Raw genomic sequence first — 26,208 nt, 5'->3', positions numbered from 1 at the left:
GGACTCCGAGCTGGCGCGCAGGGCGTTCGACTGGGCGCACGGGGCCGCGGTGGCGTTGCCCGTCTCCCCGGGACAGTTCCTGCTGCTGTACGCAGGCATCGCCGGGCCACAGCTGCCGAACGTGATCCGCGATGACACCTGGAACCCGGGTGTCCCCCGCGTCCTCATCGTTGCCCTCGTGGTGGTGGCGATCGTCTTCAGCCTTGTGCTCGGCCGGCAGATCCGGGGCGCGCGCCGGTACCTGGCCGCGACGAGCGATCGGTAGCGGCCGTCCCCCGAAGCGTCACGCAGCGAGGCGAGCTAATGGCCGTCAGCGCCGAGTCAACGGCACGAACCTCGGGCCGTCGTACCCGTCCCGGACGACGTGCGCCGTGAAGTCCTCGAGCGATCGCACCCAGTGCCCGCGTTCCCCGTACAGCGCCTGGTAGACGACGACGGGCTCCTCGGTCTCGACGTCCCGCGCCACGAGCAGCACCTCGTACTCGCCGCCCTTGAAGTGTCGGTAGCGTCCCGGGGTCACTTCACTGCTCACGCACCCGATGCTACGGCCGGGCACCCGTCACACGAGGTCGCCTCCTCCGCACCAGGACCGACTCGGCATACCGTCCGCGCATGGCCGTCGTCCCGGCTGTGGCTGTGCTCGCGTCCCAGCCATCCCTCCTGAGTCACGGTCTGGAGGCTCGGCGCACCCCCTCCTGCCGCTCCCGCGAAACGGGTGGTCGCCTCCGGTCCCGCGTGCCTACCTCGATGATGGATCAGCGTGGCGTCAGCCACGGCTCAATGCGGATGAGGTGATCCCAGTCCGGGCCCAGGACGTCGCGGAGCTCCTGCTGCGGTACCGGAAGCAGCGTGCCGACGAATGCGTCCCAGCACGGCCCCGGCCGCTCACCGACCCGTACCTCGTACGGGAGCCACGACTCCGGAACCCGGTCCAGGCAGCCGAAGACCGCGTCGGCGTCCGACGGGTACCTCCGCTCGCGTGCGACCTGCTCAGCGACGCGACCGAGGTTCCGCACCACTCGCCCGATGCTTCCGTGGTCCGGAGGTGTACCCGCCATCTCGATGTCCACCAGATGACCGTGGTGCGCAGGCTCAGCCTCCAGATCGGCACCGACACTGGCCCAGAACCGCTGCGGATCCGCGCTCGGAATCCACCGCCGGACGCCACCGGTCGGCTCAGCCGTGACCACACCGGCCCGGCGCACGAAGAAGACCTCGGCACGCATCAACATCATGGGATCACACCCACTGCTGCCGGTACGTGTACAGCCACCACCGACCACACGGCTTGCGACAAGTGAAGTCCTTCACGTCCGGGTAGTTCCTCATCACCGCTCGCCCACGGGCGAGGCAAGTTGTCTGCGATGAGTAATTCGTACCATCCCAGCGCTGCCAGACGTGAGACCAACGCTTCGGTGAGGCCTCGGCGGTCGCTGCTGGACTCGCAGACGTGGGAGCAGCCTCCGCACGATCGGTCGGCCCCGGAGCCAGTACGCCTGCAGCGACCATGAAGGCCGTCGCGCTGAGGAGAGAGCGGAACCAGAAGCTGTTCATTCCCGTGTCCTTCTTCATGCCTCGAAGCTGCCAGATAGCCAGTACTGATGTATCAACGGCACGTCACGCTTTCGTTGCAGACACTTCATGACAGCTGAGAGTGCACAACCGCAGCAGGCCTCGCGAAGCGCAGACGACTTGCCTACTCCGACGCCGGCACGCCAGGCCGGCTAGGCGTCCTCGACGCCAACCAGTGCCCCCACCTTCGGGACCGACCCGTCGCAGGTAGTCGGTATCATCGCCGGCGGCCCGGCGAAACTCACCACCGCCAGCGAGGGAGCAGAAGACCGTCGGGATCAGTGCGTCGAGTAGGACGCATTCCGTGGTCGCAACCATTCTGGAGGCCCGGCGCCGCTCCGCCCTGTCAGTCTCCGCCGCGTGCGGCCCGGCGCTGGCTGCGCTGAGGTCCCGGCCGCGCTCGACGCATCGGACGGCGAGGTGAAGACCGCCATCGCCGTGATCCTGACCGGCGCCTCCGTTGCCGACGCCCGCGCGCGCCTCGCCGCCGCCTCCGGCTCCCTGCCCGCCGTCATCTCCTGACGCGCCCTGCCCTCATCCGTTTCCTCTCCCCCGAGGAGCAACCCACGCCCGATGCCCAGCAACTCGCCCAGCAGATCCTCGACGCCGTCGGCGGTTCCACGAAGATCACTGACGTCGAAAACTGCACGACACGCCGGCGGGTCGAGGTCGTGTCCGACTCGTCGGGCGCGATGCTGCCGAAGCCATGACCGGCTGGAGCACTCGCGGGAGCGTTCGCCGGGCTGCCGTTGCCGGAGGTCGCTGGGCAACCGGGGCCCGCAGGTTCGATCACCGTTCAGCTGCCATCGGCGGGAGGTACTGCGGCGAGGTGGCTCTGGTACTTCGAGAGCTTCCTCCGGATGGTCGGGTCGCCCAACTTGGCCGAGTTTCCTCGCCTCTGACAGAGTGAGCTGACGGCTGCGAGCCAGGATGTCAGGCGCTCTCGATTCAGATCGGTACCGATGGGATTTGAACCCATTGCCGAGCGTCCGCACGGATGATACCGATGGTTCGATCGCTGTAAACCGGGGCTTGCGCTGACTGATCAAGCCAAGCTGAGACACCCTGAGACAAGTGGGGGTGCATCAAAATGCACCACGGGCACACCTTGACGACGCCGCCCAGAGGCGCGCGATCGCATGTCCTCGGCTCCGAAGGGCGTCCGATCACCGAGAATGCTTGCGGGCCACCTATATGAGACAGGCACCTTGCGCCGTGCCGATGCGACCTGGCTCGTACACCGAAGGACCGGCTACCGACCAAGCCGACCGGCGCGGGGTGATGAGGGCTGAGCATGCCGTGCCTTGAAGTAAGCAGCCGCTCGCTCGGCGAGCCTTGACTTGACGACCACGAGAGGATGCCGGCTGGAGGGGCAGCTCCGCTGTACCGGGGCCATCGAGAAACTTCGGCTCTCGCATTCGACGGGATGCTCCCAGTCCGCCAGTCCGAGTGAGAATCAACGAGATACACTCACCTCGTGCCATCGACCCCGGACCAGGATATTGCCCAGCACGCCTTCGCGCATTACCACCAATTGAACTATCCGAAGTTGCCCAGTGATGTGGCCTTCGAGCACTATTCGACAGCACTCGTCACCAAGGCTGAAGGCCTCGGAGCGGACGCCCTGCGGAGCGCCATCCTTGGGGCTTCGAATGACGGCGGTATCGATGCTTTCCTCATCCTGCTGAATAAGACCGAGATAGTGGATGGCAACTCCCGTCGCCTCACACACCGAAAAGACAGCCTTGAAGGCCTTCAGAAGGGAGTGCCGCTAGACGTAATCGTGGTTCAATCGAAGAACCAGTCAAGTTGGGACAGCGAGGTCTTCACCAAGCTCCGCGATGTACTGGAACTAATGATAAATGATAAAGTACCCACACAAACACTTCGCGACTTCCCTTTAAACGACGACGTTGTCAGCGCTGCAATCACATATCGAAAGTTGCTGAAGAAACTGGTCCCCTTGACGCCTGCGATGACCTTTCGCGTCCATTACGTGTCTTTCGGCAAGAGCCAGGATATCAACGACTACCGCAACTCGAAGCGTAAGATCCTTCAGAAAGCGCTACAAGACCGTCTACCGCAAAGAGCCAAAGTCATCGTCGAGTATGTCGGTGCGGAACGCATCAATGAACTTGACGCCCAAACCGGCGACTTTGACGTCACGCTCCCCTTCGTGAAACCTCCCGTCCGCGACGGGAAGGCACTCATCGGCTTGGTGCGAATTCGGGACTATGCAAAGTTCGTGCGCCGCCCCCGTTCTACCGCCATCCGAGATGAGATGTTTGCCGTGAACGTACGAGCTTTTGCGGGAGAGAGCGCACGCGTAAACGCCGCAATCGGTGCAACGCTCGAGGCGGACGACAACTCGACATTCTGGTGGCTTAATAACGGAATCACAATCATCGCCGATGACGCAAAGGATCCGAAGGAGTCCCAGTGGGTGCTCACCAACCCGCTCATTGTGAACGGTTTGCAGACCTCAAGCGTGATCCATGCAAAATCAGTTGGGGGGACTATAACCCGAAAGCGTTTGACGCAAGCACTCTTGGTCAGAGTGGTCAAGGAGCCAGATCCGGCGGTCCGAGAGTCAATCATCATCGGAACCAATAACCAGACCACCGTCAATAGTCTCCAATTGCATGCGAACGAACCGCTCCAAGTACGACTTGAACGCTACCTGCGCACCCAAGGTTGGTACTACGAGCGGCGGCGCTATCAGTACCGCGGCAGCACAGCGCCAGCAGGGAAGACGCGTAGCATGACCGAGCTGGCTCAGGCGGTAATCGCGGTTCACCTTCTCGCACCCGACACCGCGCGAGCCAGGCCCGCTACCCAACTTGGAACGAAGGTCGGATACAAAAACGTCTTCAACGAGGAATATCCGGAAGAGATGTACTTGAAGGCTCTCCGGGTGATGGAAGCGGTTGAGCTATACCTACAAACTCCCGCCGGACGTGCGCATGGTGAAACGGCCACAAACACGCGCTTTTATCTCGCAACAGGATACATCATCACCGCGCTTAAGTTGAAAAGCTTGAACTCATTCTCCGCCGCGAAGAGCGTAAAGCAGATTAAGTTGACAGCAGTCAATAGTCGGCTTTCCCTTATCCACACGGAGTTGGACGCAGCGGTCGCAGAACTTGACGATGGGAAAGTGTCGAGAGATCAAATCTACAAAGGTACGGAATTAAAAGCGAGGCTTTTCAATCGGCTTCTGACAAACAACGGCCAGATTTGAATTGTCTACCCCAGTCGCGAAGACGGCGAAACGCCTGAGAGGCACGAGACTTCAGGGTGTTCTGCGGAAGCGCGAATGCGCCGTGGTCATTCGCCGGCCCGGTTTTGCGCCATGGTGCTACTCTTCACCATCGCCGTGTAGCTCCTCGGCCTGCGGCTCCTTCGGCAACCCTTGAGGAGCGCGATTAGGGAAGACTAGGCCAGAGAGCTGGTCCGGAGCGAGCCGCTGCTCGACCTCGTCGCGTTCCTGCTGAGCGCGAAGCCGGATCATGCCGGGTTGCTGCTCGACGAATTCTGCGATCGTTGCCAATGCGTCAGCGGCATCTTGGCTCGAACGGGCGGACTGCCGCATTGCAGCCGTCTGTCTAGCCTGCTCGTTCCAATTCTTGTTTTCGTAATCGACCTCTACAAGGGACTCGGCCCACTGATCGAGATCGAAGACCGAAACACTCGACCACCGACTTTTGGCTTCAGGTCCCTGATACGATGACACAACTTCGAAATGCCTGGCGCCGTCCTCCGGGTAGCGGGGGAAGGATCCGACGACGAATCGAATGGCTCGACCAGGAGCGAGAAAGATTAGCGGATTGTCTACAAGGCGGCGCATGAAGGCCCCTCGGACCCGATCATCGCTAATCGCCGGTAGCTCTGACCAATCAAGCTGAATATCGCGCGCGGCTGTTGCTCCGACATTCTTCACCTCGACGGTGATAATGTTGCTCCGGAAATGGAGGTCAACGGCGATCATCGGCCGGGACTGCTCCCGCTGGTTTGCGATACTTTGTCCGAACTGCATCAGCGCAATGAGCGCCGCCACCGCCGCCACGAGTAGGCCTATCCATCCTGACAGTGCCTGCCATTCTTCGGGCGTGGGCATGCTGGGCACGCGCCACCACATGCTCATTGCCGTGGAGGTGATCAAGCTCATGCCGCGAGCCTACGGGGAGCGGCTGACGAGAGAGGTTTTGCGACCTGGTGGCACAGCGGCCCATGCAGCCATAGCGGCCTCGTCTGCACCACTGGGCCCCGTCGACGCGTTGCCACCGGCAGGCGATCGGCTATCGGACACCGAAGCCAGCGCTCTGTCCGGACCGCTGTCGCTCCAAGCCTGGCCGCCTGCCATCAGACGAGCCCGACCGCATCCGCGCAATCTCCCTGGGGGAAGGTCTCAATTGGCAGCACCGGCCCTGTGCGTCGAGACGACGACCTCACTCGCCGTCCGCACCTCGTAGCCGCTCGCGTCTCCTGCTGACGACGTAGAACGAGACGGACCCGGTCGAGACGGCCGCGAACGTCAGCGATGAGGTCAGTGCGACGTGGGCGCTCAACCCGCAGGAGATCGTCAACGACTCGCCCACGCGGCAGCGGAACTAGCCGCCAAACGTCGCAAACGAAACCACGGCCGTGACGGCCGGCAGACCGCCAGCAGCAGCAGCGCCCACGCGCGGCAACTCGCACGAGCTAGCAAGAAACGACAGTTGAGCACGAAAGCTTCACCCATGGCCGCATCGACCGGACCATCCCGAAGCGCGCGGACCCGCGCGCTGACGCTCAGTCCCGCAGCAACGGCCAGCGCCCCGCTCTGCACCTCAACCATTGCCCGCGGGACGAATGGCAGTCCCTTATATCAACCCCCAGCACCACGTTAGACAGGGCTGCAAACCAGCTCCAGATGCTGCCCTTGATTAATCGGTTTTGGTCAGCCAGAGACTGAATTCCGTGCGGTACCGGTCCCGGTATTTTTTGTCTTCCTGCGCAGCTTGTTGAACTCCCAAGCGGAGCCCGAGTACGTCGGAAATCTGGCGTGCTGATGCTAGCCCAATTCCCTGCCCCGTCATCTCAACCCGTCTTGCAGCATCCGCACGGAAGCCCGGAAGGAAGATCTTTTGGGTCTCAGAAGCTTCAATACGCGGCCCTAACGATGAGAACGACAATTGCACTTCGTTTTCCGTCTCGTCAAAGCGGATCCACGCCTCTGAGCCGGCGGGAGAATATTTGATCAAGTTGTCAAGAACGCCCTGGATTACGGTTCCGATTGCTTCGTTATTGTAGACACAGGACGCATAGCAAGCTCCTTCAACATGGAACCGCAACGCCTTCTGATCGGCCTGCCACTTATAGATGCGAGCGTATTTTACGACGAGCGGATGAATTTGGAAGCGAGTTTCATGTCCAACTGCCCGATTGATTTCATTCATGAACTTGAGGCTATCGATCTTCAACTCCATGAGCTGCGTAGAGTAATAGATTGCGCCTTCGGCTGGGAGGGAGTCAGCCGCGTCGGGCAAGGACATGCCGGGTCGTTTCTCGAGCAATAGATCCTCGGCATACCCTCGAACTAGCTGAACCAATTGCAGAAAATCGTGACTTTGTTGTAAATTCTCCTCGAAGCCTTTCCGGAGTTGCTCGGAAATGATGGCATGCATTTCCGGACTGCGCTCGAGGCGATCCAACAACTCTTCCTTGACGGCGTTAAATTCTGTTGTAATGCCCGCTCCTAGCGACGAAGCTCGCGCGATGGCGTGCTGAAGTTGGCTAGCTGCAACTCGTCGCTGAGGTTCCTTGCGAGCATGCTTACGCGCGCGCGACGATACCGACAGATCGTCCGTTACAATAATGCCATTGACGAGTCGCGAGTCATCAACAAAAGCAAAACTGATCCCGTAGCGGCAGCGCCTTATCTCTTCTCGCATGGGGTCGGTCTGTGCGCACGCTCGTGTGGGGCATTCGGCACATTGCGAATGCACAGGCAGGAGTGCCCCATCGGTAAACTGCCCTTCCGACAAGGTCGGAAACGGGAATAGGTTCCATATATTGCTCATTTGGCAAACAACGCAATCGCTTGGATTCCGACGGCAACTATCTTCACGAGCGTATCAACCTGCGCTTGGCTTGGCAAAGCTTTGTCAAAATATCCGCGCAAATTCGTTGTATGCTCAGCCCGGAACGCCTGAAGTGCCTTCGAAACCGCCTTCGGCGCGAGGGTGGCGTTTTCACCAAGTTCGCGATTCATGGCGGCGATGAAATAGCCCGGCGTTGCGCTACTTAGTAGCAGGCGGTCCACAACGGCCTTGTAGTCAACGTAAGAAATTCCCTTTTCGAGAATCGCATCTGCCAGAATCAGCTGCTCGCTTGCCGTGATTGCCTGTTTTTGCGCAGAGTAGATTACGACAGCCTGCGCGGGGTTCGTTTTCTTGATATGTTCGAGGATGCCTATCCCTTGCTTATCCGGGCTCTCGTTGAGCCCAACCCCCTGGACATCAAGCAGAATGACCTGCCAATGGCCGTCGGTCAATTGTGAAAGATTCTTGACCTCTGGCCATCTCTCAAAGTGATAGCCATCGCGAGTGAAGGTTCTCTGAGCGGGGAAGGCATGATCGTCGATGACTAGGATGCGCGCCGATTTTCTTACCGCTTCTATCGAAGGCGGCTCAAGTGTTGGATGCGAAAACCACATTCACGCACAATATCGGCTGTACGACACAAAAGCGAGCGTTCCGCAGAGAGGAGGCGTGTCCATGCCTGCGCCGCCCTTCGGCTGCACATACCAATCGGCCAGACAGTCGCACCTCTCCCGGCCCCGGACCACAGGCCGTCGTCGACGAACGTCGTGATGGCCGGTCGCTCGCCGGACACGGGGGACTCCAGCTCGACGGTGCGCGACGGCATCGGTGAGGGCGCCGGCGCTGCGCAGGTGAGGTCGAACGACGGTGCTCCCGATTAGGCTTCTAGTGTGCCTACCGTCGTCGACATCACATCCGCCCGCCCGAAGGTTCTCGAGTTCTTCGCGGGTATCGGGCTCGCTCGGATGGGCTTGGAGAGCGCTGGCTTCCGTGTCGCGTGGGCGAACGACTACGAGCCGGACAAGTGGGAGCTGTACCGCGGTCACTTCAACGACCCGGCAGACGGCGGGCACAGCTTCGCCCTCGGCGACGTCGCCGCCGTCGACGCGGGTCAACTTCCAAAGGACGCAAAGCTCGCCTGGGGCTCGTCGCCCTGCACAGACCTGTCCCTCGCTGGCTCACGCGGTGGTCTTCGCGCCGGCGAATCCAACGCGTTCTGGCAGTACATCCGCCTCCTAGACGAGCTCGGCGACGACCGTCCCGAGGTGGCCGTGCTGGAGAACGTGGTCGGGCTGGCAACGTCGCACGGCGGTGATGACCTCGCCGCCGCTGTTCGCGCGTTCAACGAGCTTGGCTACTCGGTCGACGTCCTCGCGCTCGACGCCAGACGATTCATTCCCCAGTCGCGGCCGCGCCTGTTCCTCGTAGGCGCCATGAACCCTCCAGCGGACACCGTCGAGCCGAACAGTGAGCTTCGCCCGGACTGGTTGCAGGCCGTCTATGGTGACCCGACCCTTCGCACACACCGAGCAGAGCTGCCCACCCCGCCGGCACCGCTGCTGTCCGGGTTCGGCGAGCTCGTCGAATCGATGCCGTCCGATGACGTGCGCTGGTGGGACGCGGCGCGCACGGAAGCGTTCGCAGCATCGCTTTCCCCAGTTCAGCGCGAACGGATCGCCGACATGCGGCGCGGACAGGGCGTGAAGTACCGGACGGCGTACCGGCGCACCCGCAACGGTGTTGCGGTGTGGGAGGTGCGGCCCGATGACATCTCCGGTTGCCTTCGCACGGCTCGTGGTGGATCGTCAAAGCAGGCCGTGGTGAAGCTCGGCAACAAGCGCCTGCAGGTCCGCTGGATGACGCCGCTCGAATACGCGCGACTCATGGGTGCCGGCGACTACAACCTCTCCGGTGCTCGCACGAATCAGGCGCTGTTCGCATTCGGCGACGCCGTTGCAGTGCCCGCTGTTTCTTGGCTTGCGGAGAACTATCTGATGCCGCTCGTCCGTGGGGAGCTCGCCGCGCAGGACCTCACGCCGGGGAAGGCTCACCATGGGTAGTCGTGGTATCGCGTCGTACAACGACGCTGAAGGTGAGCCGCCGTCGAAGCGGTCGATGCCAACGAGGTTCGTGCAGCGGTTCCGGCAACTGCTCTCCGACGCACTGGCTAACGTCGACGAGGCCAGCGGCAAGAAGCTCAACAACTGCATCGGCGTGTACGCGTTCTACGACTACGACGGTGAACCGATCTACGTCGGGCAGACGTGGGAGGACTTCGGCACCCGGGTGGGCCGGCACCTTCGCGGTCAACGCACTGACACCCTCGCCTACCGCATCCTCGACCCATTCGAGGTCGCGGAGATGGAGCTGTTCCCTGCCGAGGAAGCCCGGCCTCTGCCGAAAGCGGAGAAGACCGCAGCGATCGACGCGCTCGAATACTCGGTGTACCTCACCGCGATCGAGGGATCGAAGTACCGGGCTATCCTGAACGAAAAAATCCCACCAGTATCACCGAGAATTGAGCTGCCGCGCTCATACCGGTTCCCCCTTGTCCCAGACGACATGCGCGACGACCGGGAACATCCCGACGTGCGTATCGCTCGCCGCGCGGAGACGCTGGCGCGAGTCGCCGCGGTCGCCCACGAGCGTGGCGAGGTCTCGTCCGGCCTCCGCCGGGTGATCGTCATCCAAGCCGTCCGGCTCGCTGACCTCGCAGCCGCCCGTCTTGCATACGCGGAAGGCCGTTCTCGTCCGTCAGCCGCAGCAATTGACGTGCAAGGGCTCGTCGGCAGTGTCATGGGCGAGTTCGGCGACGACGACCCCCAGGACGACAGCGCCGACGCTTAGCGAACCCCGCGCTAGATAGCTGCTGCAAGCGACGCGCACGGCAACCGCGAAAACACGCTCACCGCGCTCTGATACTCGGCGCTGTGTCGACGGGCAGCCACCTCCGCGCGCCACGTCCGCTCGTGCGATAGGCGAGTGGATCTGGGCAGCAGCCTGGGAGGAACCCCAACGGGCTGACTCGCCGGGGAGAAGGCGGTCGCGAGAGAGGCGGTTTGAAGCGGTGCACCAAGGAAGCGCACCAAATCTGCACCACTGCCACTCACGAAAAGAAGAAAACCCCCGCGTGAACGGGGGTTTTCTGTGGCGGTACCGGTGGGATTTGAACCCATCGGCATGACCCTCACTTCTTCCGACGCCCAGCGAGGCCATTTTTCACCTCGATGTCTTGCCTCGGGCGTGTCGAATCAGTCACTGATGTGCTCGCGAAGCGGCCTCCGTTCAGGCGTGGGGCCGCCGATGAAGCACTGCGTCTCGTGGGATGCAAGTGAGGGAGTCGCGCAGGTCGGTGCTCTCACCGTTCAACTCCAGCGCTGCACGCCGGATAATCGGTCCGTCCATCACGTCGACCACCCCGCCGTCGTACTCACCCGCTGCGTAGACGAGACACCCCTCGTTCAGCCCGAACCGTCGGCAGTACGCCGCTATTTGGTACAGATCAGCGTTCGGGTACTGCCCGTGCTTCTCGACCTTGTACTTCACGTCGATGCACGCTCGCACAACCCCGTCGACGATCCAGACCAGGTCCGGCGCGATCTTCACCGTCCCCTCGACATCGAGCGTCGACTGGTACTGCGACACGAGCACTCCCCCGTACGGCTTGAACGCCTCGCGCAGTGCAGCCGACACGAAGTCCTCGAACACCGACCACATGTCGACGAGGAACCCCGAGGCCACGACCGACCCCGCACGCTGCTCGACCGACGATCCCGAAAGCACGAGCGCCGCCAACGCCAGCGCCGACGAGTACCGCGCGTTCCGTCGGTCCGGCCGGACGACCGGTACCGGCGCGCCGACCGGGATCACCGACACCCCGTCGAGCACGCGAACGATCCGCCGGAGCGCCCCAAGTACCTCCGCCGGCACTCCCGGCAACCGCAACAAGCGCGTCGCCGCAGTCAGCAGCACCTGGTTCTCCGCGATGTCCTCGACGTAGTCGTCGAACGACACCTCCACCGGCAGCGGCTGCCCACCCCGCCGCGTCAGCTGGTCCCCGATCCGCCACCGCCCACGCACGAGCGGCAGCGCATCCTCGCGTGTGACGTACCCGCGGAGCGGCCCTCCGGCCAGCGCCCGCGAAGCCTGCCGCACGAACGCGTGCGCCAACGCCGGCACGAGGTCCTCGTCTTCCTCGAACCCGAAGTCGTCCTCGGTCCAGATCGCACTCCCGGCTCGCGCGTACCCGAGCATCGCGAACAGCCGCCGTACCGGCGTCTTCGGCTTCAGCCACACCGTGTGTCCGGCGATACGGACGACGCCGACCTTCCGGACACCGCTCACGCGATACTCGTCCGCTCCGAGCGTGGGTGCAACGGTCGCGATGTTCGCTGATGTCAGACCGACGGCCACCGCCCGCGGTAGCCGGTGCACCACCGGCTGGTCCGCCTCCCGCAGCTCAATCGTCGACGGAAGCACCTTCGGCCCCGTCCGCAACGAGCGGCGCCGCGTGGCGACGAAGCGCTGCCAGGCCGTACCGAGCCTCCAGGTCGACGCCCTCGCCGTAGTGGTGCTCCGCCAGGAGCGGCAGGATCTCGTATCGCCACACGTCCTGCAGACCGGTCCCGCCGAGGTCGCGCATCAGGAAGGACGGGCCCACCTTGGCGTCGTGGTCCTGGATTTGCGCATTGAGTCGCGTCAGCAGGTCGGCGCGGCCGTCCTGGAGGCCCTTGGTCGCCGCCCAGCCCGCCAACACGTTCCGCACGGGGTCGCGTTCCGGGTGCAGCTCGATGAAGGCGAAGCGGCGCCGCATCGCGGCGTCGAGCATCGCGATCGAGCGATCGGCGGTGTTCATCGTGCCGATGACGAAGATGTTGCTCGGCAGGGTGAACGGCTCGTCGCTGTAGAGCAGGGAGATCTCGCTGTCGCGGTACTCGAGCAAGAAGTACAGCTCGCCGAAGACCTTCGCGATGTTGCCGCGATTGATCTCGTCGATGACCAGGAAGTAGTTCGCCTCCGGGTTGGCGACTGCCGAGTCGGCGAGGCGGCGGAGTGGCCCCTTCCGCAGGCTGAACGCGAGGTTTCCGCTGTCGTCGTTGGCGACAGGGCGGAAGCCCTCGAAGAAGTCCTCGTACGAGTACGTCGGGTGGAACTGCACGATGGTCGTATCGCCGTCGGTGCCTCCGGTGACGTGCTTCGAGAGGGCCTGCGCGAGGAAGGTCTTGCCGGTGCCGGGCGGGCCGTAGAGGATGACCTGCTTGCGGCGTTCGATGAGGTCGAGGGTGTCTTGAAGCCACGGGAGCGGAATGTGGAGGGCCGCGGCGAGCTCGCTGTCCGCAGGGGTGAAGGGTGCCCGCCCGTCCTTCGGCGGAGGCTCGATCGATGGCGTCACCTGGACCTTGTCGTCCGGCTCGGGCGGAAGTCCGGAGTCTCCTGCCCACCTCGACTTCATCGGCTCGCGGTAGTAGACCGCCGGGCCGTTCTCCTTCGTCTGCAGTGCGAGCGTGATTTCGAGGAACTCCCGATCGGGGTCGTCAGCAACCTCCCTGACATCGGCGTCGCCCGCGATCTCGCCGCGGAACACCGAACGGATGCGCTCGCGATCGACAGCTGAGACCACCTCGCCAAACGAATCCGGGTGCACGAGGTACAGCAGCTCGTTGCGAAGTGTCGGGAACGGCGTCCCTGGTACGGCAGCGACGAAGTCACGCCATGCCCACGGGTTGTCGAGGAGCGCTTCGCGCTCGTCATCCGACAGGGAGACCCACTGGTCCACGAGCCGCACCACGATTGAGAGCGCGTTGTGGATCCCCTGGGCCATGCCTTGGCCCGGATTGAACGACCACGATCGGAAGGCCTGGTCCACTTCGGCCGGGATCACGACTGGCTCACGCATCAGGCCCAACAGCGCTTGCACACGTTCGCGCTTCTTCCGCTCGCCCGGAGTCTGCAGCGGGAGGAGTTGCCAGGCGACGAGTTCTGCCATGAGGAGCCGTGCGTCATCACTCGCCTCCACGAACTGCTCCCGGAGCTTGTCGAGGAAGCTGTCACCCTCGACTTCCTCACGCTCGACGAAGCACCGGATCAGCTCCGCGGTGACGTCTGAACGCCAGACCGAGCGATGCTCGGCGAAGACCGATGTCAGCTCGCGGAGGCCACGCTCTCGGAAGCGTTGAGATGCTTCTCGGACCCGCTCCGCGCCGGAATCCGGAGGCAGGATCGCGACGCCGAGACGATCCGCACGATCAGCCATCAGCACCTTCGTGATCTCACGCGCTGAGCGAGTGGACTTCTTTCGGAACTCGGTCGGATCGGGGCTCTCCGCAAGGACCTGTCGTCCCAAGTCAGTGATCGACCAGAGACCGTCGCCTGATTTCTGCAGCAGTCCCGCGCGGCCAAGCGTCGAGGTCCCGAACCAGAAGGCGTTGCGGCCCCGCGGTTCAGGTCGGGAGGGCACGAAGGTCGACTCCGCGTCGCTCATTGGTACCTGCGCGGACGCTGCTTCCCAAACGTCCTTTCGGAGGGCCGGTTCTGACTGATCTGCGAGGAAATGGAGACCCGCCAGGAGTCGTTCGTCCTGCCGTCGTTGGTCTGTCACGAAGTGCTCCTGATCCGCGGACCTTCGGGAGGGGTCCTCACGTTCCAGATACTAGGGCGATCGGAGTTCCTCGAACGTCAGGGGGCGAGTGTCCTTGGCCGCAAAGACGTGCGCCATCCCGCAACACCTCTAGAGGGGCACTGGTCGCAGGTGAGCGGTCCTCGTACGCTTCCCGAGGAACGAGAGGGGGTCTGATGTCGAAACGCGTCGAGACCGGATGCCGGGACTGCAAGAAGTGCACGAACAGTGCAGCAGCGAACCTCGGTCGGAACAGCGGACGTGCTGGCCTCGCTGTGATGAGCCTTGGCGCTTCTGAGCTGGCCATGGGCTTCACGAAGACCTGTCGAGGGTGCGGGCACAAGATGTCGCTCCACCTCGGTGCGCAGGCGACGACTCCGCAGCCGACCGTCACGGTCCAGCAGCCGGCGGTCCCTTCAATCGCACCGCAAGGGCCACCTCCCGGTTGGTACGCCGATGCACAGGGAGCGAACCGCTGGTGGGACGGTGCGCAGTGGACGGAACACGTGCAGCAGTCAGCTCCCCCGGTTCCCCCAACGCCGACGCCGACGCCGGGCCAGTTGCTCTGACAGCAGCGCCAACTCCTGGACCAGGAGTGGGACACGACCAGCCCGACGTTCATACCGAGCACCAGGAGCGCACCTTGGCAGACGAGATCGACTTCATCAACGACGGGGACGGTGTCGCCATCATCGGCGAGGCTTCGGCTGTCGATCGCTTCCTGGTGTCGAACGGTCTGGAGTCCCGGGGCTTCGACCTCCCGAAGCTCAGCCAGGCGTACAGCATCGGTTCGGGCGCGGCCGGCGCTGGAGCGGAAATCGCGGCCAACGCAGGCCGTTGGGTGAAACTCACCAAGGACTCTGCGAAGGCGATGCAGCACTCGTCGCTCATGAAGGGCTCGTCTGCGGGTGTGAGTCGGGCGGTGCTGACCGACGGCGGCAAGATCAAGGGTCTGCTCGAGATCACCAAAGCGTCGAGGTCCTTGCTCACGAACCCCGCGATCCTGACCGGAGCGGCTGGGATCATGGCGCAGCTGGCAATGCAGCAGGCCATGGACGAGATCACCGACTACCTCGCAACCATCAACGCGAAGCTCGACGACGTCCTCCGGGCCCAGAAGGACGCGTCCCTCGCGGACATGATCGGCGTGGACCTCGTGATCGCCGACGCTCTCCGGATGCGCGACAGCATTGGATCCGTGGGTGAGATCACCTGGTCGAAAGTGCAAGGCACGGAATTCACGATTGCTCGTACGCAGGCCTACGCGCTCCGCCAACTCGATGCACTGGCCGAGAAGCTCGAGCGGACGACGAAGGTGAAGGACCTCGCCGAAGCTTCGAGCGTTGCGGAGGCGACCGTTCAGGAGTGGCTCGCGGTGCTGGCGCGGTGCTTCCAGCTGCAAGACGGTCTCGCCGTCCTCGAACTCGACCGAGTCCTCGAAACTGCTCCCGATCAGCTCGACCGGCACCGGAGAGCCCTCAGACTCGCGAGGCAGGAGCGGAAACAGTCGATCTTGCGGAGCACGGAGCGTCTCGTCGCACGGATGGATGACGCTGCGGGCATCGCCGACCTGAAGATCGTCCTGCACCCGAAGGCATCTCGCGCACTCGTCCAGTCAACGAACCACGTCGCGGACGGCGTGGAGGTCTTCCACGACAGCCTCGGGATCGAACGCGAGCGCCGGGCGCTGGAAGCAACACGGTGGAGGGACGCCGCCGACGCCGTTGCCGACGGAGCTCGGGACAAGGCCCTTGAGCTCGGTGAGGACGGGGTCGACCTTGCGAAGCGCTTGAGTGGCGACGCGATCGAGCACGCAGCGTCAGCCGCAGGTGCATTGTCTTCTGGGCTGGCGGGGATTGCCGGGCGCCTCCGCCGCCAGGGCACAGCTGACGACGACGGACGGCTCCCGGAGCGCTCCGCGCCCTCGCCGGATTGAGACGGTGCCTAAAGCTGGAGCTCGTGCCGCGGTACTCGATCGCGCCCTCCGAGACGCCGGACTGCGCACGACAACAAAGCCACCTCGCCCGCGCCTTGAGGCTCTTCCGGACTGTGTTGGCACTGTGGTTGTCGATCTCTATCGGCAACTCGGTGGAGTGCTCGATGAACCGGTGTTCCGTCCCGGAGCTTGGGATCTGGCCTACTCGAACGTGATCGTCGAACTTGACGAGGACATGCATTTCAACCGCTACCGAGCGGTCACGCTGCAGACAACGGACGCCGAACCTCTGCCGTGGGCCAACGCGTATCGCGGCTACGCCGCAGCGCACGAAAGACGTTGCGGCACTGGCGGCAGACGTTGGACGAGCACCTCTGCCGAGCGGATGTTCGGACCGGCAGACCCGCCTTGGGTGTTCGAGAGGAACGGCGCGACGAGGTGGAAACAGCGAGCCTTGTACGACGCGATGAAGGACGCCGTTGCAGCAGCCGGGGCAGTTCGTCTGGCGCGACTCTCGATCTATGATCACATCGACGGGGTCCTCCTTGAGGACTTCCTCCGAGGTCGAGTTCCGATCGTCCCGGACAGGTTGCGGGCCCTGGTCAGCAGCCGAACCCACAGCTGATCCGAGCCCCCACAACGGGTACTCCCGCCGCTCTCTCCAATTTGCGAGGATGGTTCACGACCGCGCGCCCGAGGGAGGCGCCCGATCGAGGGGGCACCACCATGACCATCGCCGGCGACTCAGCACGCGTCGAAGCCCGCCGCCAACGTGGCCGAGCACACGAACTTCGACGCCAGGCGGACGACGCCGAACAACGGGCCGCACGCTTCGAGATCGCCCACCGCACCGAGAGCGAGACGGCGAAGGTCCTCGCTCCCCTGGCCGGCATCGGCTTCCACCTCCTCGCCGACCGCCGCTGGCCCGGCAGCAAGACGGCCCAGGTCGACATGGTCGTCGTCGGCACCGCGGGCGTGTTCATCATCGACACCAAGGCCTGGCGCGACGTCGCAGTCCACGATGGCCGCATCACCCGCGGCCAGGAGGACGTCACGGACGACATCGCCAACCTCGCTGACCTGGCGTGGAAGACCGAGGCCGCACTGGCCGAGATCGGCCTCCCGCCTGGCGAGGTCCACGCCGTCGTCGCCCTCGCGGGCCAGAAGAAGGTGCATGCCGAGGTCGCCTCGGTCGACGTCGTGGGCGTCCACGACCTCATCGCGCACATCACCAAGCGAGGCAAGCGGCTCTCAGCCGTCCGCGTCGACGCACTCCTCACCGCAGTCCTCGCCCACTTCCCCGTCATCGACGGCGACCAGCAAGCCGCACAGCTCGTCGTTCCGGCCACGGTCCTCCCCCGCGACACCGAGCCACTGATCGACCTGGAGGAACTCCAGGACCACCTCCTCGACGCCGTCCTCGACGCCCCCATCGAGGACTGGATGGCCTTCCTCGACCCCACCCAGGCGAAACTCGTCCGCCGCAACTTCAACGGCCCGGCGCGCATCCGCGGCGCCGCCGGCACCGGCAAGACCGTCGTCGGCCTGCACCGCGCCGCCTACCTGGCGCGCGCGACCGGCGGTCGCGTCCTCTTCACCACCTACATCCGCACCCTCCCGGCGGTCCTGCATTCACTGCTCGAACGCCTCGCGCCCGACATGGTCGACCGCGTCGACTTCGTCAACGTGCACGCCTTCGCCAGCCAGCTCCTGAAGGAGCGCGGGGTCGCGTTCCGCATCGACGCGCTGGAGGCTCAGCGCGCGTTCGCCGACGCCTGGAACGTGATCGGAGCCTCCAGTCCGCTGCGCGCTCCGCGCTTCACGCGCCGGTACTGGGAGGAGGAGATCGCCCACGTCATCAAGGGGCGCGGGCTGACGCAGTTCGACGAGTACGCCGACCTGGCGCGCGTCGGGCGGCGGCACGCGCTGCCGGTCGAGGTCCGGCAGGCGGTGTGGGACCTGTACGAGACCTACTCGACCAATCTGCGCGAGCGTCGCGTCTGCGACTTCGAGGACGTGGTCCTGCTCGCCAGGGACGCCGTCCGCGACCGACCGCTCGACCGGTACGACGCCGTCATCGTGGACGAGGCGCAGGACCTGTCGTGCGCGATGGTCTCGCTGCTCCATGCCCTGGTCGGCGACCGCCCGGACGGCCTGACGCTCATCGGCGATGGCCAGCAGACGATCTACCCGGGCGGCTACACCCTCGGCGAGGTCGGCATCAGCCTGGCGGGACGCGGAGTCGTCCTCGACGTGAACCACCGCAACACCGCCGAGATCCTCGACTTCGCCAAGCAGATGGTGGCGGACGACCAGTTCGTCGACATCGAGGGTGTCGACGGCGCCGGGGACACGGTCTCCGCGGTCACCCGATCCGGACCGGAGCCAGGCGTCCACCGCTTCGCGGACCGCGCGGGCCACGATGCGGCGCTGCTGGCCCGCGTCGACGAGGTCCTCCGCCTGGTCGGGACCGGCCATGGTGACATCGGCATCCTCACGGCGACGAACCCGCAGGCCGACAAGGTCACGGCAGTCCTCGATGCAGCCGGAGTGCCGTCGGTCTCGCTGAAGAACTACGCGGGCAAGAGCACCGACATGGTGCGGGTCGGGACGATCAAGCGGGCGAAGGGTCTCGAGTTCAAGCAGGTCCTGCTGCCGCACGTGCCGGCGAAGCTGCTCGCCGATGCTCCGGACACCGAGTCCGTGGCCGCCCGAGAGCGCCGCGAGCTCGACCGCCGCGAGTTGTACGTCGGGATGACCCGGGCGCGTGACGGCTTGTGGGTGGGTGCGCTCGGGCGCGGGTGAGCGTGTGTGCGCACCTCGGCGAGGCGCTGACTCTCCACCGGTCGTCGGCAGCCCATCCTGCACGAGCACGCGTCAGGCTAGCGTCACGGGATGCAGCAGTGGGAAGCGGACGACGCCAGGCGGAAGCACATGACTCGGTTCCGGAGGCGCGACACTGCACCGGAGCTCGCGCTGCGCCGGGTCCTGTACGCACGAGGTCGGCGCTTCTTCGTCGACCGGCGCGTCAGCTCACGCACTCGGACGCGGGCTGACCTCGTCTTCCCTCGGGTGCGCATAGCGGTGTTCGTCGACGGCTGCTTCTGGCACTTCTGCGAGGAGCACGCGCACCTGCCGAAGGCGAACGCCGAACTGTGGCGGACGAAGCTTCTGGCGAACCGGCAGCGGGATGCTCGGCACGACGAGGTGCTCCGCGCTGAGGGGTGGAAGGTCGTTCGCGTGTGGGAGCACGAGAACCCGTTTCAGGCCGCTGACCGAGTGGAGTGTGAACTCGCGCTCTGGGCGCAGATCGTCGATGGTCGACGAGCCTCAAGCACGCCGACCAGTCCGCTGAACCGCACGACGACGCCGGCGTGACGCCGACTTGTTCAACATCGCGTCGCAGTCGTGTCCGATGCCGCGTCACTCCTCGTAGTCGTCGAGCGATCCTGCAGCACACGGAGAGAGGACGCGGATGGCCACCGTCGTGTTGCTGACCTGGTAGGCGGCGCTGGCTGCCCCCGCCTCGTCCGCGGTTGCCGAGTACAGGGTGCCGCGCTTCTCGCCGAAGTCCGTCGTCGAGGGAGAGACAGTCAGCCCCTCGGCCGTCCAGAACCGCTGGAACGTCGTGGCGAGTTGCTTCGCGTCCGTCCGGATCCTCGCGGTCACGTAGTACCCGAACCGAACGCCGCCTTCGCACTGTTCTGCGCTTGGGGACGGTGTCGCTGGCCACGGCAGGTCGACTTGATTCTCGGTGCGGTTCAGCAGCTGCACCGCTGCCGTCTGCGCATCGCGTGGCGTTGACACGGCTCCCTGCCCTCCTGCGCATGCACTTGCCCCGAGACCGACGATCAAGGTGAGAGCTACCAGTCGGCAGGTCTTGATTCGGTTGCTGCTCACCGCATCGTCCCTTTCGGGGCGCTGGCAGAGCCAAACACCCGATTGACCCCGAGAAGCGGATCAGCATCGTGAGGAGGATGACTGCCCTCACGCCGTGCGCTGCTCACTCGTAGTCGCTGACATCCCCGTCGGCGCACTGAGAATCAACGTACAAGTTGATGCCAGTGCTGGAGATCTCGTACGAGCCCCAGGGCATCCGATCCGCACGAGCCGTGGCTGAGTACATGACACCGTACTTGCCGAAGTCTTCCTGGGAAGGCTTCACCCGAAGATCACGGCTCGTCCAGTACGACTGGAGTGTCGAAGCGATCGCCTGCGGGCCCACATCGGTGTCCACCGAGACGAAGTACTCAAAACGCACCCCGTCATCTCCATCGGAACATCGCGTAGCCACGGGTGTGGGCACCGGGGGCCATGCGACGTCCTGTTCGTGCTGCATGGTGTCCTTCAAGAACGCAACGGCTGCTGCTTTGGCGTCGTCGGCGTGCACGTTCGAATCTCCGGTAGCGGCGCAACCGCTGAGGAGGAGCATCACTGCGGAGAAGATCGCCGCTGACGCGATGAGCTTGTGTTGTCTCACTGTGGTCGGTGCAAGAAAAGACGATCACCGGTACTCATCCGGATCGCCCTTCACGCAGACGGAGTTGACGTAGACGTTCGCTCTGATCGTGGTCGCGCTCATCGAAGCGCTCGGTTTCCCCGTCGCCTTCGCGACGACGGCGAAGATGTCGCCATGGTCGGCATCGATGTTCGTCCGAGTCTTGGTGAGTCGATATCCCTGCTGTTCCCAACGGTCACTCGCCGCGTGGACGAGTCCCTCTGGGTCAGAAGGGGAGTCCGCTTCCATGAAGTACGTGAACTGCACGCCGCGCTCCGCCCCGACAGTGCAGTCGTTCGGAACCGGTCTGGGCAGATCCTGGCCCCAGGTCTCGGGAGCGAGCGCTACGACGGCCTGCAATTCTGCGACTGCCTGCGCCTGGACCTGCTTGACCGTCATGCTCTTCTCGTTTCCCGTCGTGGAGCAACCCGCAGTTGACAGCGCGAGGATGACGATGCCACCGACGGCCGCCGTCCGAAAGGTGCTCATAGCTCCGTACCTCATCTCAGAGTGGCCTTCGCCGTCTGCAGGAGACTGTTCGTGCCAGCATCCAGGTACCCGTGGTCGCCGTCGGCGTCACCGGACGAGTTGACGAGAAGGTCGTGCACGTTGACGGGGCTCGAGCCGTCAACAGAACCGGCGTCGATGTTCGTCGCTCCGAATCCCTGCGTCGGGTCCGCCCTCCTGGGGGAACTCATCTTTCTCCCGATCTCAGCGACGTTCCATCGTTCCTCGGCTTGAGCAGCGTAGACATGTGCGGCATGTGTCGCAGCGGCGTCTGGTACCCGAGTCGGAATACCGGCTGAACCCAGTGTGACCAAGCTGTTCACTCCCAAGTCTTCTCGCTGGTTCAGCGTCAGGGAAGCCACGGTCGAACCATACGAGTGCGCGATGACGTTGAGCTTCGTGTCCGGACGGCTCGCACGGAAACCCTCGAGATCATGAGCAAGTCTCGGCGCACCCACATCCGCATCGTGTTCGAGGAAGACACTCGGGTCGGCCGTCTTCAGGATGTTGGGTGGGGGTTCGTACCCGATCCACGACACCAGGGCAGTGTTCCCGCCATCAGGCAGCTGACGCTGGGCAGCGACCACGTTCGAACTGGCGCGAACAAGCAGAGTGGTGTCGGCAAGGGTCGTCCCCATGCCCGGCACGAGGTACGTCACATTGTCGGCGCGGTCGAGGTCGCCGAGTGACATCGCGCCCAACGCGGGAGGGCCTTCGTGGAACGAGACCGCCTGCCGGGTTGCGATGACACCAACGGCCAGCGGAGTTCGAACTCCTGCCAGGAAGTTCTTGATCGCACCGTGCTGCTGCTCCGCGGCACGGAGCTGCGCCAGGGCCCGGGAGTAGGCGGTCCGACCCACTGCACTCGCGACCGACTCCTTCGCACGCTTCAGATCAGCCTTCGCAGCATCGAAGGCCTTCTGCGCGCTGATCCGGTTCGCCTGGTCCCGCGCCCAGTACGCGACGCCGTTGAGGTTGCCGATCACTGCGGGCAGGGCGGTGATCAACCCGTCCTGCGCAGCGGAGTGCTCGCCCGCACTCCCACGGCCGCCCATGCTGTCCCACCACTGCTTCACGACGTCTGGCTCCATCGATGCGAGTCGAGTCTCGATCTGCTTCTGCAGCGCGGCGAGTTGCTCCGGCGGCATCGTGGTGAGGGCCGCGAGGAAGTCAGCGTCGGACATCGACGGCATCGATGCGGCGAAGGAGATGGTGTTCCCGACGACGTCCGAACCGGAGAGTGCGGACGCGGCCGCACGGTCGGCAGCCTGGCGACGCGCCACGAGCTCCGTCCACTGCGTCGCGAGCCGCGCCTGCGACCGAGCAAGGTCATCGCTCGAGCTCTGGAGACGACGCAGGGCAGCCCGATCAGCATCGGACGCGTCATCGGCGTGCGCGGCGTGCGCTGCTCGGGCAGTGGAGTTCGCGTTCCTCGCGACGTCGGCCGCCGCGTTGTCCTGAGCGCTCCGGATGCGCTGGGCTTCGTCCTGGATCTGCCGGACCTGTTCGGCGTAGGTCTCGAGCGCGGTCGCTGCGGCGTCGACCCGACTGCAGACTCGGTTCGCGGCATCGGGGAGTGTCGATGCCGTCGCGGTGAAGCGTTGCCTGGACGCACCTTGCCATCCGTCGGCAAGGGCGGAGGCTCGGGTCGTCGCGCTCGCGCCGGCCGCGATGGATCGTGAGCGCTCGGTGAGCTGCTTCGCCATTCGCTTGATCGTTCCGGGGTCACCGGACAGGGGATCCGCGGTCATCTGCCGGCAGCCTTCCCGGCGAGGTCCTGGTCAACGTCTTGGAACGACGACTTGGTGTCATGGGCATAGGTCGAGAGCGTCATCGCGCTGTCGCTGAGCCACTGGGCCATCTGCTGCTGCATCGCTCGCATCATCGCGAACGCCTGGTCGACTTCGGCAGCACCGAACGCGCCAGTTGGACCGTCGACCGATCCGCGCACGAATGATCCGGCCGCCGAGTGCATCCGCTCAGACACCTGGTCGAGCACGTCGTACGACACCGTGAGTGCGGCCATGCTTATCCCCCTCTTCGCCGGAACAACTCCCCGACGGCAACATATCAGACGTACCTCGATCGGACAGCTTCCTCGACCGGAGCACGGCGGAAAGTCCATACGCCATCCTCCGAGCGGACGCGTCGGATGTCCGTCCCACTCGAAGCAAGCGAGCCAGCGAACGGCCGTCGTGAGCTCACGACCGAAGTTCGTCGGTCCGGTACCCCTGGTCCTCCCAGTGCCGAGCTGCTGCATGGACGGGGCTTCTAGGGCTCGACGGGCTCCATGCGGCATGCTCGCGGGTACCAACCGAACTACGCGTCCTCCTTCGTTGTGATGGCATGAGTGATGTTTTTCTCTCCCCTGCTAGCGTGACGGACGGTCGGCGGAGGGGCTGGCGACCAGACGCCGTCAGGATGCGGCCAGGGGATGTGGTGATTCGTGCGGCGAGCAGTCAGGATCGGTGGCACATTCGCGGTCGCGGCGACCTTGGTCCTGCTCAGCGGGTGCGCAATGAATGACGGCGCCCCAAAGGATGCTCAAGTCGAGATCAGCCGAGCAAAGGCTCTGACTCAACGGGCGGAACTCGCGGCCGTCTGGCTGCTCCCGAAATCGGACGTCAAGAACATCAAGCAGCTCTCGAAAGGAACGTTCCTGCGCTGCTCCGACGGACATCAGTGGAGCGGGAACACCAGAGCGATGTTGAGCGACGGGGTGGACGGCGCCACAGCGCAGAAGCAACTCGCCGTCGCAGCAGAGAAGCGCGGCGACGACGTCAGTGAAGACACCGTGTTGAACGGAGACAAGCGCTACTCGATCACGACGGGACAGGGCGTCCTGCTGCTCGTAACGGTGTGGGACGAGGGCCGAGCGATCGAAGTGAACTGCGCGTCGCCGTGCTTCGACCTGCCGTCGGACTTCGACAAGCCCCGGACGTTCTGAAGTGCGTTGGATCGTGATCGGCATTGCGGCAAATGTCGCGCTGCTCCTCAACGGGTGTGCGCGTTCCGACCAGCCCCAGCTGGAGACGCCCTCAGAGACGATCACGAAGGCGAAGAGCGCAACGCAGGACGGTGTCGTGCAGGTGGTTGATCTGGCACCCGACAACCTGGTTCAGGGGCTGGATCAGAGTCCGACCGGATCGTTGGTCTCTTGCCGGGACGGCAAGGAGTGGGCCGGGCACGCGACGGTGACGCTTCGGCGGGGCGCGAACGCAGCTGCGGTCATCGACGGCGTCGAGGACTCCATCTCCGACACAGAATGGAGTGCCTCGCGAGACACGACTGGTCGGGGCAAGAGCCGACTCACCCTTCGATCGAACTCGGGCGTGTCCCTCCTGATCAGACCGGATGGCGGAGCGTCGATCAACATCGCCTCGTTCTCGGACTGTTTCGCTCTGCCATCCGACTTCGTACCTGCACGGTCGTACTGAACTGTGTCCGATGCTCGCGATGGCCCTGGTTCGCTCAGGAGGGGTGCACGATGAAGTCCGCACGTGTGTTGCTCGGGCTGACATTGGTCATCGGACTCAGTGGATGTGCAATGAAGAGTGACCTGCCAATGAACCCTCAGGACCGGATTCTCCTCGTCAAGTCACAAGCGCAGGCAGCCGAGATGCAGACGGCTGAACTCGTCCCCCGCGATGTCCGCGCCGATATTCGACAAGCAGAGAAGGGAACGCTCCTGTCGTGCTCCGGCGGCAGACAGTGGTCTGGCAACACCACAATTCAGTTGAAGAACCCGGTGAACGGCGAGCAGGTGGTGGAGCAACTCGGCAAGGTGGCCTCTGACCACGGCTTCACGGTCACGCGCAGCACCACACCCGATGGAGCGGCCCGCCTGCGGCTCATTGATGAACATGGAACGACGGTGTACGCGTCGCTGTGGGTGGATGGGACATCGATCGAGGTCAATTCGTTCTCCGAGTGTTTCCCGCTCCCCGAGGACTTCCGCCCTGAACGCTCCTACTGATGACATGTCTCGCATACGGCCTATTGACAGGAGGGTTGCCAGCATGAAATCTGCGAGACGGACCTCGGTCACGCTCAACGCGCTCACTTTCCTCATTGCCTTGGCAGCACAGGTGGAGCGCCGCCACCAGATCCCCACCGGCAACCTGCTGCCTTGCTCGTCCGGCAAGCAGTGGTCAGGCAACACGACCATGCAGCTGGTGCGTCGGTACGACGCGGATCGGCTCGTCGACACCGTCGCCCGGAAGGCGGCTCGCGCAGGTCTCACGGTCGAACGAGACGTCTCCCGGGCGGGAACGCCTCGCTTGAGCCTGACGAACGATGCGGGTGTCTCGCTGCTCTTCGGGGTCTGGAATCACGGCACAGTCGTCAACATCGACTCGTTCTCGATGTGCTTCTCACTGCCGACCGGCTTCTCGCCACACCCGTCGTACTGACCGGCCCATGAAGGACACACACGGAGACAGAGAGATGAGCAGCCAGTGAAACGGAGTGGTCTTCTGGTGGGCATGGCCCTGGTCATCGGACTGACGGGATGCGCAACGAACACTCACCTCCCGTCTGATCCAGAGGAGCGCATCCTGCTCTTCAAAGCTCAGGCACAAGCGGCCGAGAGCGCGGTCGCGCGCCTGATCCGGACAGCCGCACGGGGCGAGGTCAAGCAGATACCCGAAGGGACGGTGCTCGCCTGCTCTGGTGGCCGACAATGGTCAGGGAACACGAGGATCACGCTGACGGATCCGACCTCGGGGCCCTCAGTCCTCCGTGATCTGTCGAGCGATGCTGCAGAGCATGGATTCAGTGTCGCCCGCAGCACCACAGCAGACGGCGTACCCCGGATCAGACTTGTCGACGACAACGGCACCACGCTCCTGGCGACGGTGTGGGTGGACGGGAAGTCCATCGACGTCGACTCGTTCTCGAAGTGCTTTCCCCTCCCTGCCGACTTCATCCCCCACGGCTCGTACTAGCCGCGCGCAGGTTCGTTCTGACACTGCTGCGACGTTCCGGGCGACCTCAG

Annotated in this window: 27 protein-coding genes; 15 read left to right on the top strand and 12 right to left on the bottom strand. The window is 64.2% G+C overall.

The window, feature by feature from the left end; all coding sequences use genetic code 11:
• The coding region (locus OXR63_RS16055; protein ID WP_267424888.1) for a hypothetical protein at nucleotides 1-265 on the top strand (265 nt) is incomplete at its 5' end.
• Between the two features lie 45 nt (nucleotides 266-310).
• On the opposite strand, the gene OXR63_RS16050 is transcribed toward OXR63_RS16055, so the two are convergent.
• The gene (locus OXR63_RS16050) at nucleotides 311-532 is read right to left on the bottom strand and encodes a DUF1653 domain-containing protein (protein WP_267424886.1); all 222 of its coding nucleotides are present in this window, start codon (nucleotides 530-532) and stop codon (nucleotides 311-313) included.
• Between the two features lie 223 nt (nucleotides 533-755).
• Nucleotides 756-1,235 (bottom strand): hypothetical protein, encoded by a 480-nt coding sequence (locus OXR63_RS16045; protein ID WP_267424884.1) that lies wholly within the window; start codon nucleotides 1,233-1,235, stop codon nucleotides 756-758.
• Nucleotides 1,236-1,932: 697 nt separating this feature from the next.
• On the opposite strand from OXR63_RS16045, the gene OXR63_RS16040 reads away from it, so the two are divergent.
• Both OXR63_RS16040 and OXR63_RS18490 read left to right on the top strand, forming a co-directional pair.
• Nucleotides 1,933-2,094: a hypothetical protein gene (locus tag OXR63_RS16040; RefSeq protein ID WP_267424882.1), complete on the top strand. Its 162-nt coding sequence runs from the start codon at nucleotides 1,933-1,935 to the stop codon at nucleotides 2,092-2,094.
• Between the two features lie 955 nt (nucleotides 2,095-3,049).
• On the top strand, nucleotides 3,050-4,813 hold the full coding sequence (locus OXR63_RS18490) for an AIPR family protein (protein WP_267424879.1): 1,764 nt from the start codon (nucleotides 3,050-3,052) through the stop codon (nucleotides 4,811-4,813).
• 117 nt (nucleotides 4,814-4,930) lie between these two features.
• Here OXR63_RS18490 and OXR63_RS16030 read toward each other — a convergent pair whose 3' ends face one another.
• The 3 genes from OXR63_RS16030 to OXR63_RS16020 all read right to left on the bottom strand — a co-directional run bounded on the left by OXR63_RS16030 (nucleotide 4,931) and on the right by OXR63_RS16020 (nucleotide 8,269).
• Entirely contained in the window at nucleotides 4,931-5,740 is an 810-nt protein-coding gene (locus OXR63_RS16030; RefSeq protein WP_267424877.1) for a hypothetical protein, read from the bottom strand.
• A gap of 757 nt (nucleotides 5,741-6,497) precedes the next feature.
• A complete protein-coding gene (locus OXR63_RS16025) occupies nucleotides 6,498-7,505 on the bottom strand; it encodes a sensor histidine kinase (RefSeq protein ID WP_267424876.1) in 1,008 nt (335 codons plus the stop codon).
• Between the two features lie 125 nt (nucleotides 7,506-7,630).
• Nucleotides 7,631-8,269 carry a hypothetical protein gene (locus OXR63_RS16020; RefSeq protein WP_267424875.1) on the bottom strand — a complete coding sequence of 213 codons (639 nt, stop codon included), beginning with the start codon at nucleotides 8,267-8,269 and terminating at the stop codon, nucleotides 7,631-7,633.
• Nucleotides 8,270-8,545: 276 nt separating this feature from the next.
• Between OXR63_RS16020 and OXR63_RS16015 the strand changes: the two genes are divergently transcribed.
• On the top strand, nucleotides 8,546-9,715 hold the full coding sequence (locus tag OXR63_RS16015; protein WP_267424874.1) for a DNA cytosine methyltransferase: 1,170 nt from the start codon (nucleotides 8,546-8,548) through the stop codon (nucleotides 9,713-9,715).
• Nucleotides 9,708-10,502, top strand: coding sequence for a GIY-YIG nuclease family protein (locus tag OXR63_RS16010; protein ID WP_267424871.1), 795 nt, complete (start codon nucleotides 9,708-9,710; stop codon nucleotides 10,500-10,502). Before OXR63_RS16015 ends, OXR63_RS16010 begins: the two co-directional genes overlap by 8 nt.
• Before the next feature lie 438 nt (nucleotides 10,503-10,940).
• On the opposite strand, the gene OXR63_RS16005 is transcribed toward OXR63_RS16010, so the two are convergent.
• Complete coding sequence (locus OXR63_RS16005; RefSeq protein WP_267424868.1) at nucleotides 10,941-11,999, bottom strand: McrC family protein; 1,059 nt, start codon at nucleotides 11,997-11,999, stop codon at nucleotides 10,941-10,943.
• A 115-nt stretch (nucleotides 12,000-12,114) separates the two neighbouring features.
• Nucleotides 12,115-14,253 carry an AAA family ATPase gene (locus OXR63_RS16000; protein WP_267424865.1) on the bottom strand — a complete coding sequence of 713 codons (2,139 nt, stop codon included), beginning with the start codon at nucleotides 14,251-14,253 and terminating at the stop codon, nucleotides 12,115-12,117.
• A gap of 194 nt (nucleotides 14,254-14,447) precedes the next feature.
• Here OXR63_RS16000 and OXR63_RS18575 point away from each other — a divergent pair, with 194 nt between their 5' ends.
• From OXR63_RS18575 to OXR63_RS15980, 5 genes are all read left to right on the top strand, one after another.
• The gene (locus tag OXR63_RS18575; protein ID WP_374116149.1) at nucleotides 14,448-14,840 is read left to right on the top strand and encodes a DUF2510 domain-containing protein; all 393 of its coding nucleotides are present in this window, start codon (nucleotides 14,448-14,450) and stop codon (nucleotides 14,838-14,840) included.
• A gap of 74 nt (nucleotides 14,841-14,914) precedes the next feature.
• Complete coding sequence (locus OXR63_RS15995; RefSeq protein WP_267424863.1) at nucleotides 14,915-16,207, top strand: hypothetical protein; 1,293 nt, start codon at nucleotides 14,915-14,917, stop codon at nucleotides 16,205-16,207.
• A gap of 124 nt (nucleotides 16,208-16,331) precedes the next feature.
• Nucleotides 16,332-16,832 (top strand): DUF7255 family protein, encoded by a 501-nt coding sequence (locus OXR63_RS15990; protein ID WP_267424861.1) that lies wholly within the window; start codon nucleotides 16,332-16,334, stop codon nucleotides 16,830-16,832.
• Between the two features lie 101 nt (nucleotides 16,833-16,933).
• Nucleotides 16,934-19,012: a nuclease-related domain-containing DEAD/DEAH box helicase gene (locus tag OXR63_RS15985; RefSeq protein WP_267424860.1), complete on the top strand. Its 2,079-nt coding sequence runs from the start codon at nucleotides 16,934-16,936 to the stop codon at nucleotides 19,010-19,012.
• Between the two features lie 90 nt (nucleotides 19,013-19,102).
• The gene (locus OXR63_RS15980; protein ID WP_267424859.1) at nucleotides 19,103-19,585 is read left to right on the top strand and encodes a very short patch repair endonuclease; all 483 of its coding nucleotides are present in this window, start codon (nucleotides 19,103-19,105) and stop codon (nucleotides 19,583-19,585) included.
• Nucleotides 19,586-19,630: 45 nt separating this feature from the next.
• On the opposite strand, the gene OXR63_RS15975 is transcribed toward OXR63_RS15980, so the two are convergent.
• From OXR63_RS15975 to OXR63_RS15955, 5 genes are all read right to left on the bottom strand, one after another.
• Nucleotides 19,631-20,107 (bottom strand): hypothetical protein, encoded by a 477-nt coding sequence (locus tag OXR63_RS15975; protein ID WP_267424858.1) that lies wholly within the window; start codon nucleotides 20,105-20,107, stop codon nucleotides 19,631-19,633.
• Between the two features lie 103 nt (nucleotides 20,108-20,210).
• A complete protein-coding gene (locus tag OXR63_RS15970) occupies nucleotides 20,211-20,642 on the bottom strand; it encodes a hypothetical protein (protein ID WP_267424855.1) in 432 nt (143 codons plus the stop codon).
• Nucleotides 20,643-20,711: 69 nt separating this feature from the next.
• On the bottom strand, nucleotides 20,712-21,104 hold the full coding sequence (locus OXR63_RS15965; protein ID WP_267424852.1) for a hypothetical protein: 393 nt from the start codon (nucleotides 21,102-21,104) through the stop codon (nucleotides 20,712-20,714).
• Between the two features lie 101 nt (nucleotides 21,105-21,205).
• The gene (locus tag OXR63_RS18485; RefSeq protein ID WP_267424850.1) at nucleotides 21,206-22,495 is read right to left on the bottom strand and encodes an alpha/beta hydrolase; all 1,290 of its coding nucleotides are present in this window, start codon (nucleotides 22,493-22,495) and stop codon (nucleotides 21,206-21,208) included.
• 464 nt (nucleotides 22,496-22,959) lie between these two features.
• Nucleotides 22,960-23,238, bottom strand: coding sequence for a hypothetical protein (locus tag OXR63_RS15955; protein ID WP_267424848.1), 279 nt, complete (start codon nucleotides 23,236-23,238; stop codon nucleotides 22,960-22,962).
• Nucleotides 23,239-23,730: 492 nt separating this feature from the next.
• On the opposite strand from OXR63_RS15955, the gene OXR63_RS15950 reads away from it, so the two are divergent.
• The 5 genes from OXR63_RS15950 (at nucleotide 23,731) to OXR63_RS15930 (ending at nucleotide 26,158) form a co-directional block, all read left to right on the top strand.
• Nucleotides 23,731-24,159, top strand: a complete 429-nt coding sequence (locus tag OXR63_RS15950) for a hypothetical protein (RefSeq protein ID WP_267424846.1) — start codon at nucleotides 23,731-23,733, stop codon at nucleotides 24,157-24,159.
• Nucleotide 24,160: 1 nt separating this feature from the next.
• Nucleotides 24,161-24,649 (top strand): hypothetical protein, encoded by a 489-nt coding sequence (locus OXR63_RS15945; protein WP_267424844.1) that lies wholly within the window; start codon nucleotides 24,161-24,163, stop codon nucleotides 24,647-24,649.
• A 110-nt stretch (nucleotides 24,650-24,759) separates the two neighbouring features.
• The gene (locus OXR63_RS15940; protein ID WP_267424842.1) at nucleotides 24,760-25,188 is read left to right on the top strand and encodes a hypothetical protein; all 429 of its coding nucleotides are present in this window, start codon (nucleotides 24,760-24,762) and stop codon (nucleotides 25,186-25,188) included.
• A 43-nt stretch (nucleotides 25,189-25,231) separates the two neighbouring features.
• Nucleotides 25,232-25,624, top strand: a complete 393-nt coding sequence (locus OXR63_RS15935; protein WP_267424839.1) for a hypothetical protein — start codon at nucleotides 25,232-25,234, stop codon at nucleotides 25,622-25,624.
• A 72-nt stretch (nucleotides 25,625-25,696) separates the two neighbouring features.
• Nucleotides 25,697-26,158, top strand: coding sequence for a hypothetical protein (locus OXR63_RS15930; protein ID WP_267424836.1), 462 nt, complete (start codon nucleotides 25,697-25,699; stop codon nucleotides 26,156-26,158).
• Nucleotides 26,159-26,208: the final 50 nt, after the last annotated feature.

It is taken from the genome of Curtobacterium sp. GC_Cur_3 (assembly GCF_026544205.1).
Lineage (GTDB): Bacteria > Actinomycetota > Actinomycetes > Actinomycetales > Microbacteriaceae > Curtobacterium.
This window is presented reverse-complemented; position numbering and strand designations above follow the sequence as displayed.

What these genes read in the sequence shown, in the direction of transcription:
- OXR63_RS16045 (WP_267424884.1), bottom strand. Translation starts at nt 1,235, where the DNA reads ATGATGTTGATGCGTGCCGAGGTCTTCTTCGTGCGCCGGGCCGGTGTG.
- OXR63_RS16030 (WP_267424877.1), bottom strand. Translation starts at nt 5,740, where the DNA reads ATGAGCTTGATCACCTCCACGGCAATGAGCATGTGGTGGCGCGTGCCC.
- OXR63_RS16025 (WP_267424876.1), bottom strand. Translation starts at nt 7,505, where the DNA reads ATGCGAGAAGAGATAAGGCGCTGCCGCTACGGGATCAGTTTTGCTTTT.
- OXR63_RS16020 (WP_267424875.1), bottom strand. Translation starts at nt 8,269, where the DNA reads ATGTGGTTTTCGCATCCAACACTTGAGCCGCCTTCGATAGAAGCGGTA.
- OXR63_RS16010 (WP_267424871.1), top strand. Translation starts at nt 9,708, where the DNA reads ATGGGTAGTCGTGGTATCGCGTCGTACAACGACGCTGAAGGTGAGCCG.
- OXR63_RS18575 (WP_374116149.1), top strand. Translation starts at nt 14,448, where the DNA reads ATGTCGAAACGCGTCGAGACCGGATGCCGGGACTGCAAGAAGTGCACG.
- OXR63_RS15985 (WP_267424860.1), top strand. Translation starts at nt 16,934, where the DNA reads ATGACCATCGCCGGCGACTCAGCACGCGTCGAAGCCCGCCGCCAACGT.
- OXR63_RS15980 (WP_267424859.1), top strand. Translation starts at nt 19,103, where the DNA reads ATGCAGCAGTGGGAAGCGGACGACGCCAGGCGGAAGCACATGACTCGG.
- OXR63_RS15965 (WP_267424852.1), bottom strand. Translation starts at nt 21,104, where the DNA reads ATGACGGTCAAGCAGGTCCAGGCGCAGGCAGTCGCAGAATTGCAGGCC.
- OXR63_RS15955 (WP_267424848.1), bottom strand. Translation starts at nt 23,238, where the DNA reads ATGGCCGCACTCACGGTGTCGTACGACGTGCTCGACCAGGTGTCTGAG.
- OXR63_RS15950 (WP_267424846.1), top strand. Translation starts at nt 23,731, where the DNA reads ATGAATGACGGCGCCCCAAAGGATGCTCAAGTCGAGATCAGCCGAGCA.
- OXR63_RS15940 (WP_267424842.1), top strand. Translation starts at nt 24,760, where the DNA reads ATGAAGAGTGACCTGCCAATGAACCCTCAGGACCGGATTCTCCTCGTC.
- OXR63_RS15935 (WP_267424839.1), top strand. Translation starts at nt 25,232, where the DNA reads ATGAAATCTGCGAGACGGACCTCGGTCACGCTCAACGCGCTCACTTTC.
- OXR63_RS15930 (WP_267424836.1), top strand. Translation starts at nt 25,697, where the DNA reads ATGGCCCTGGTCATCGGACTGACGGGATGCGCAACGAACACTCACCTC.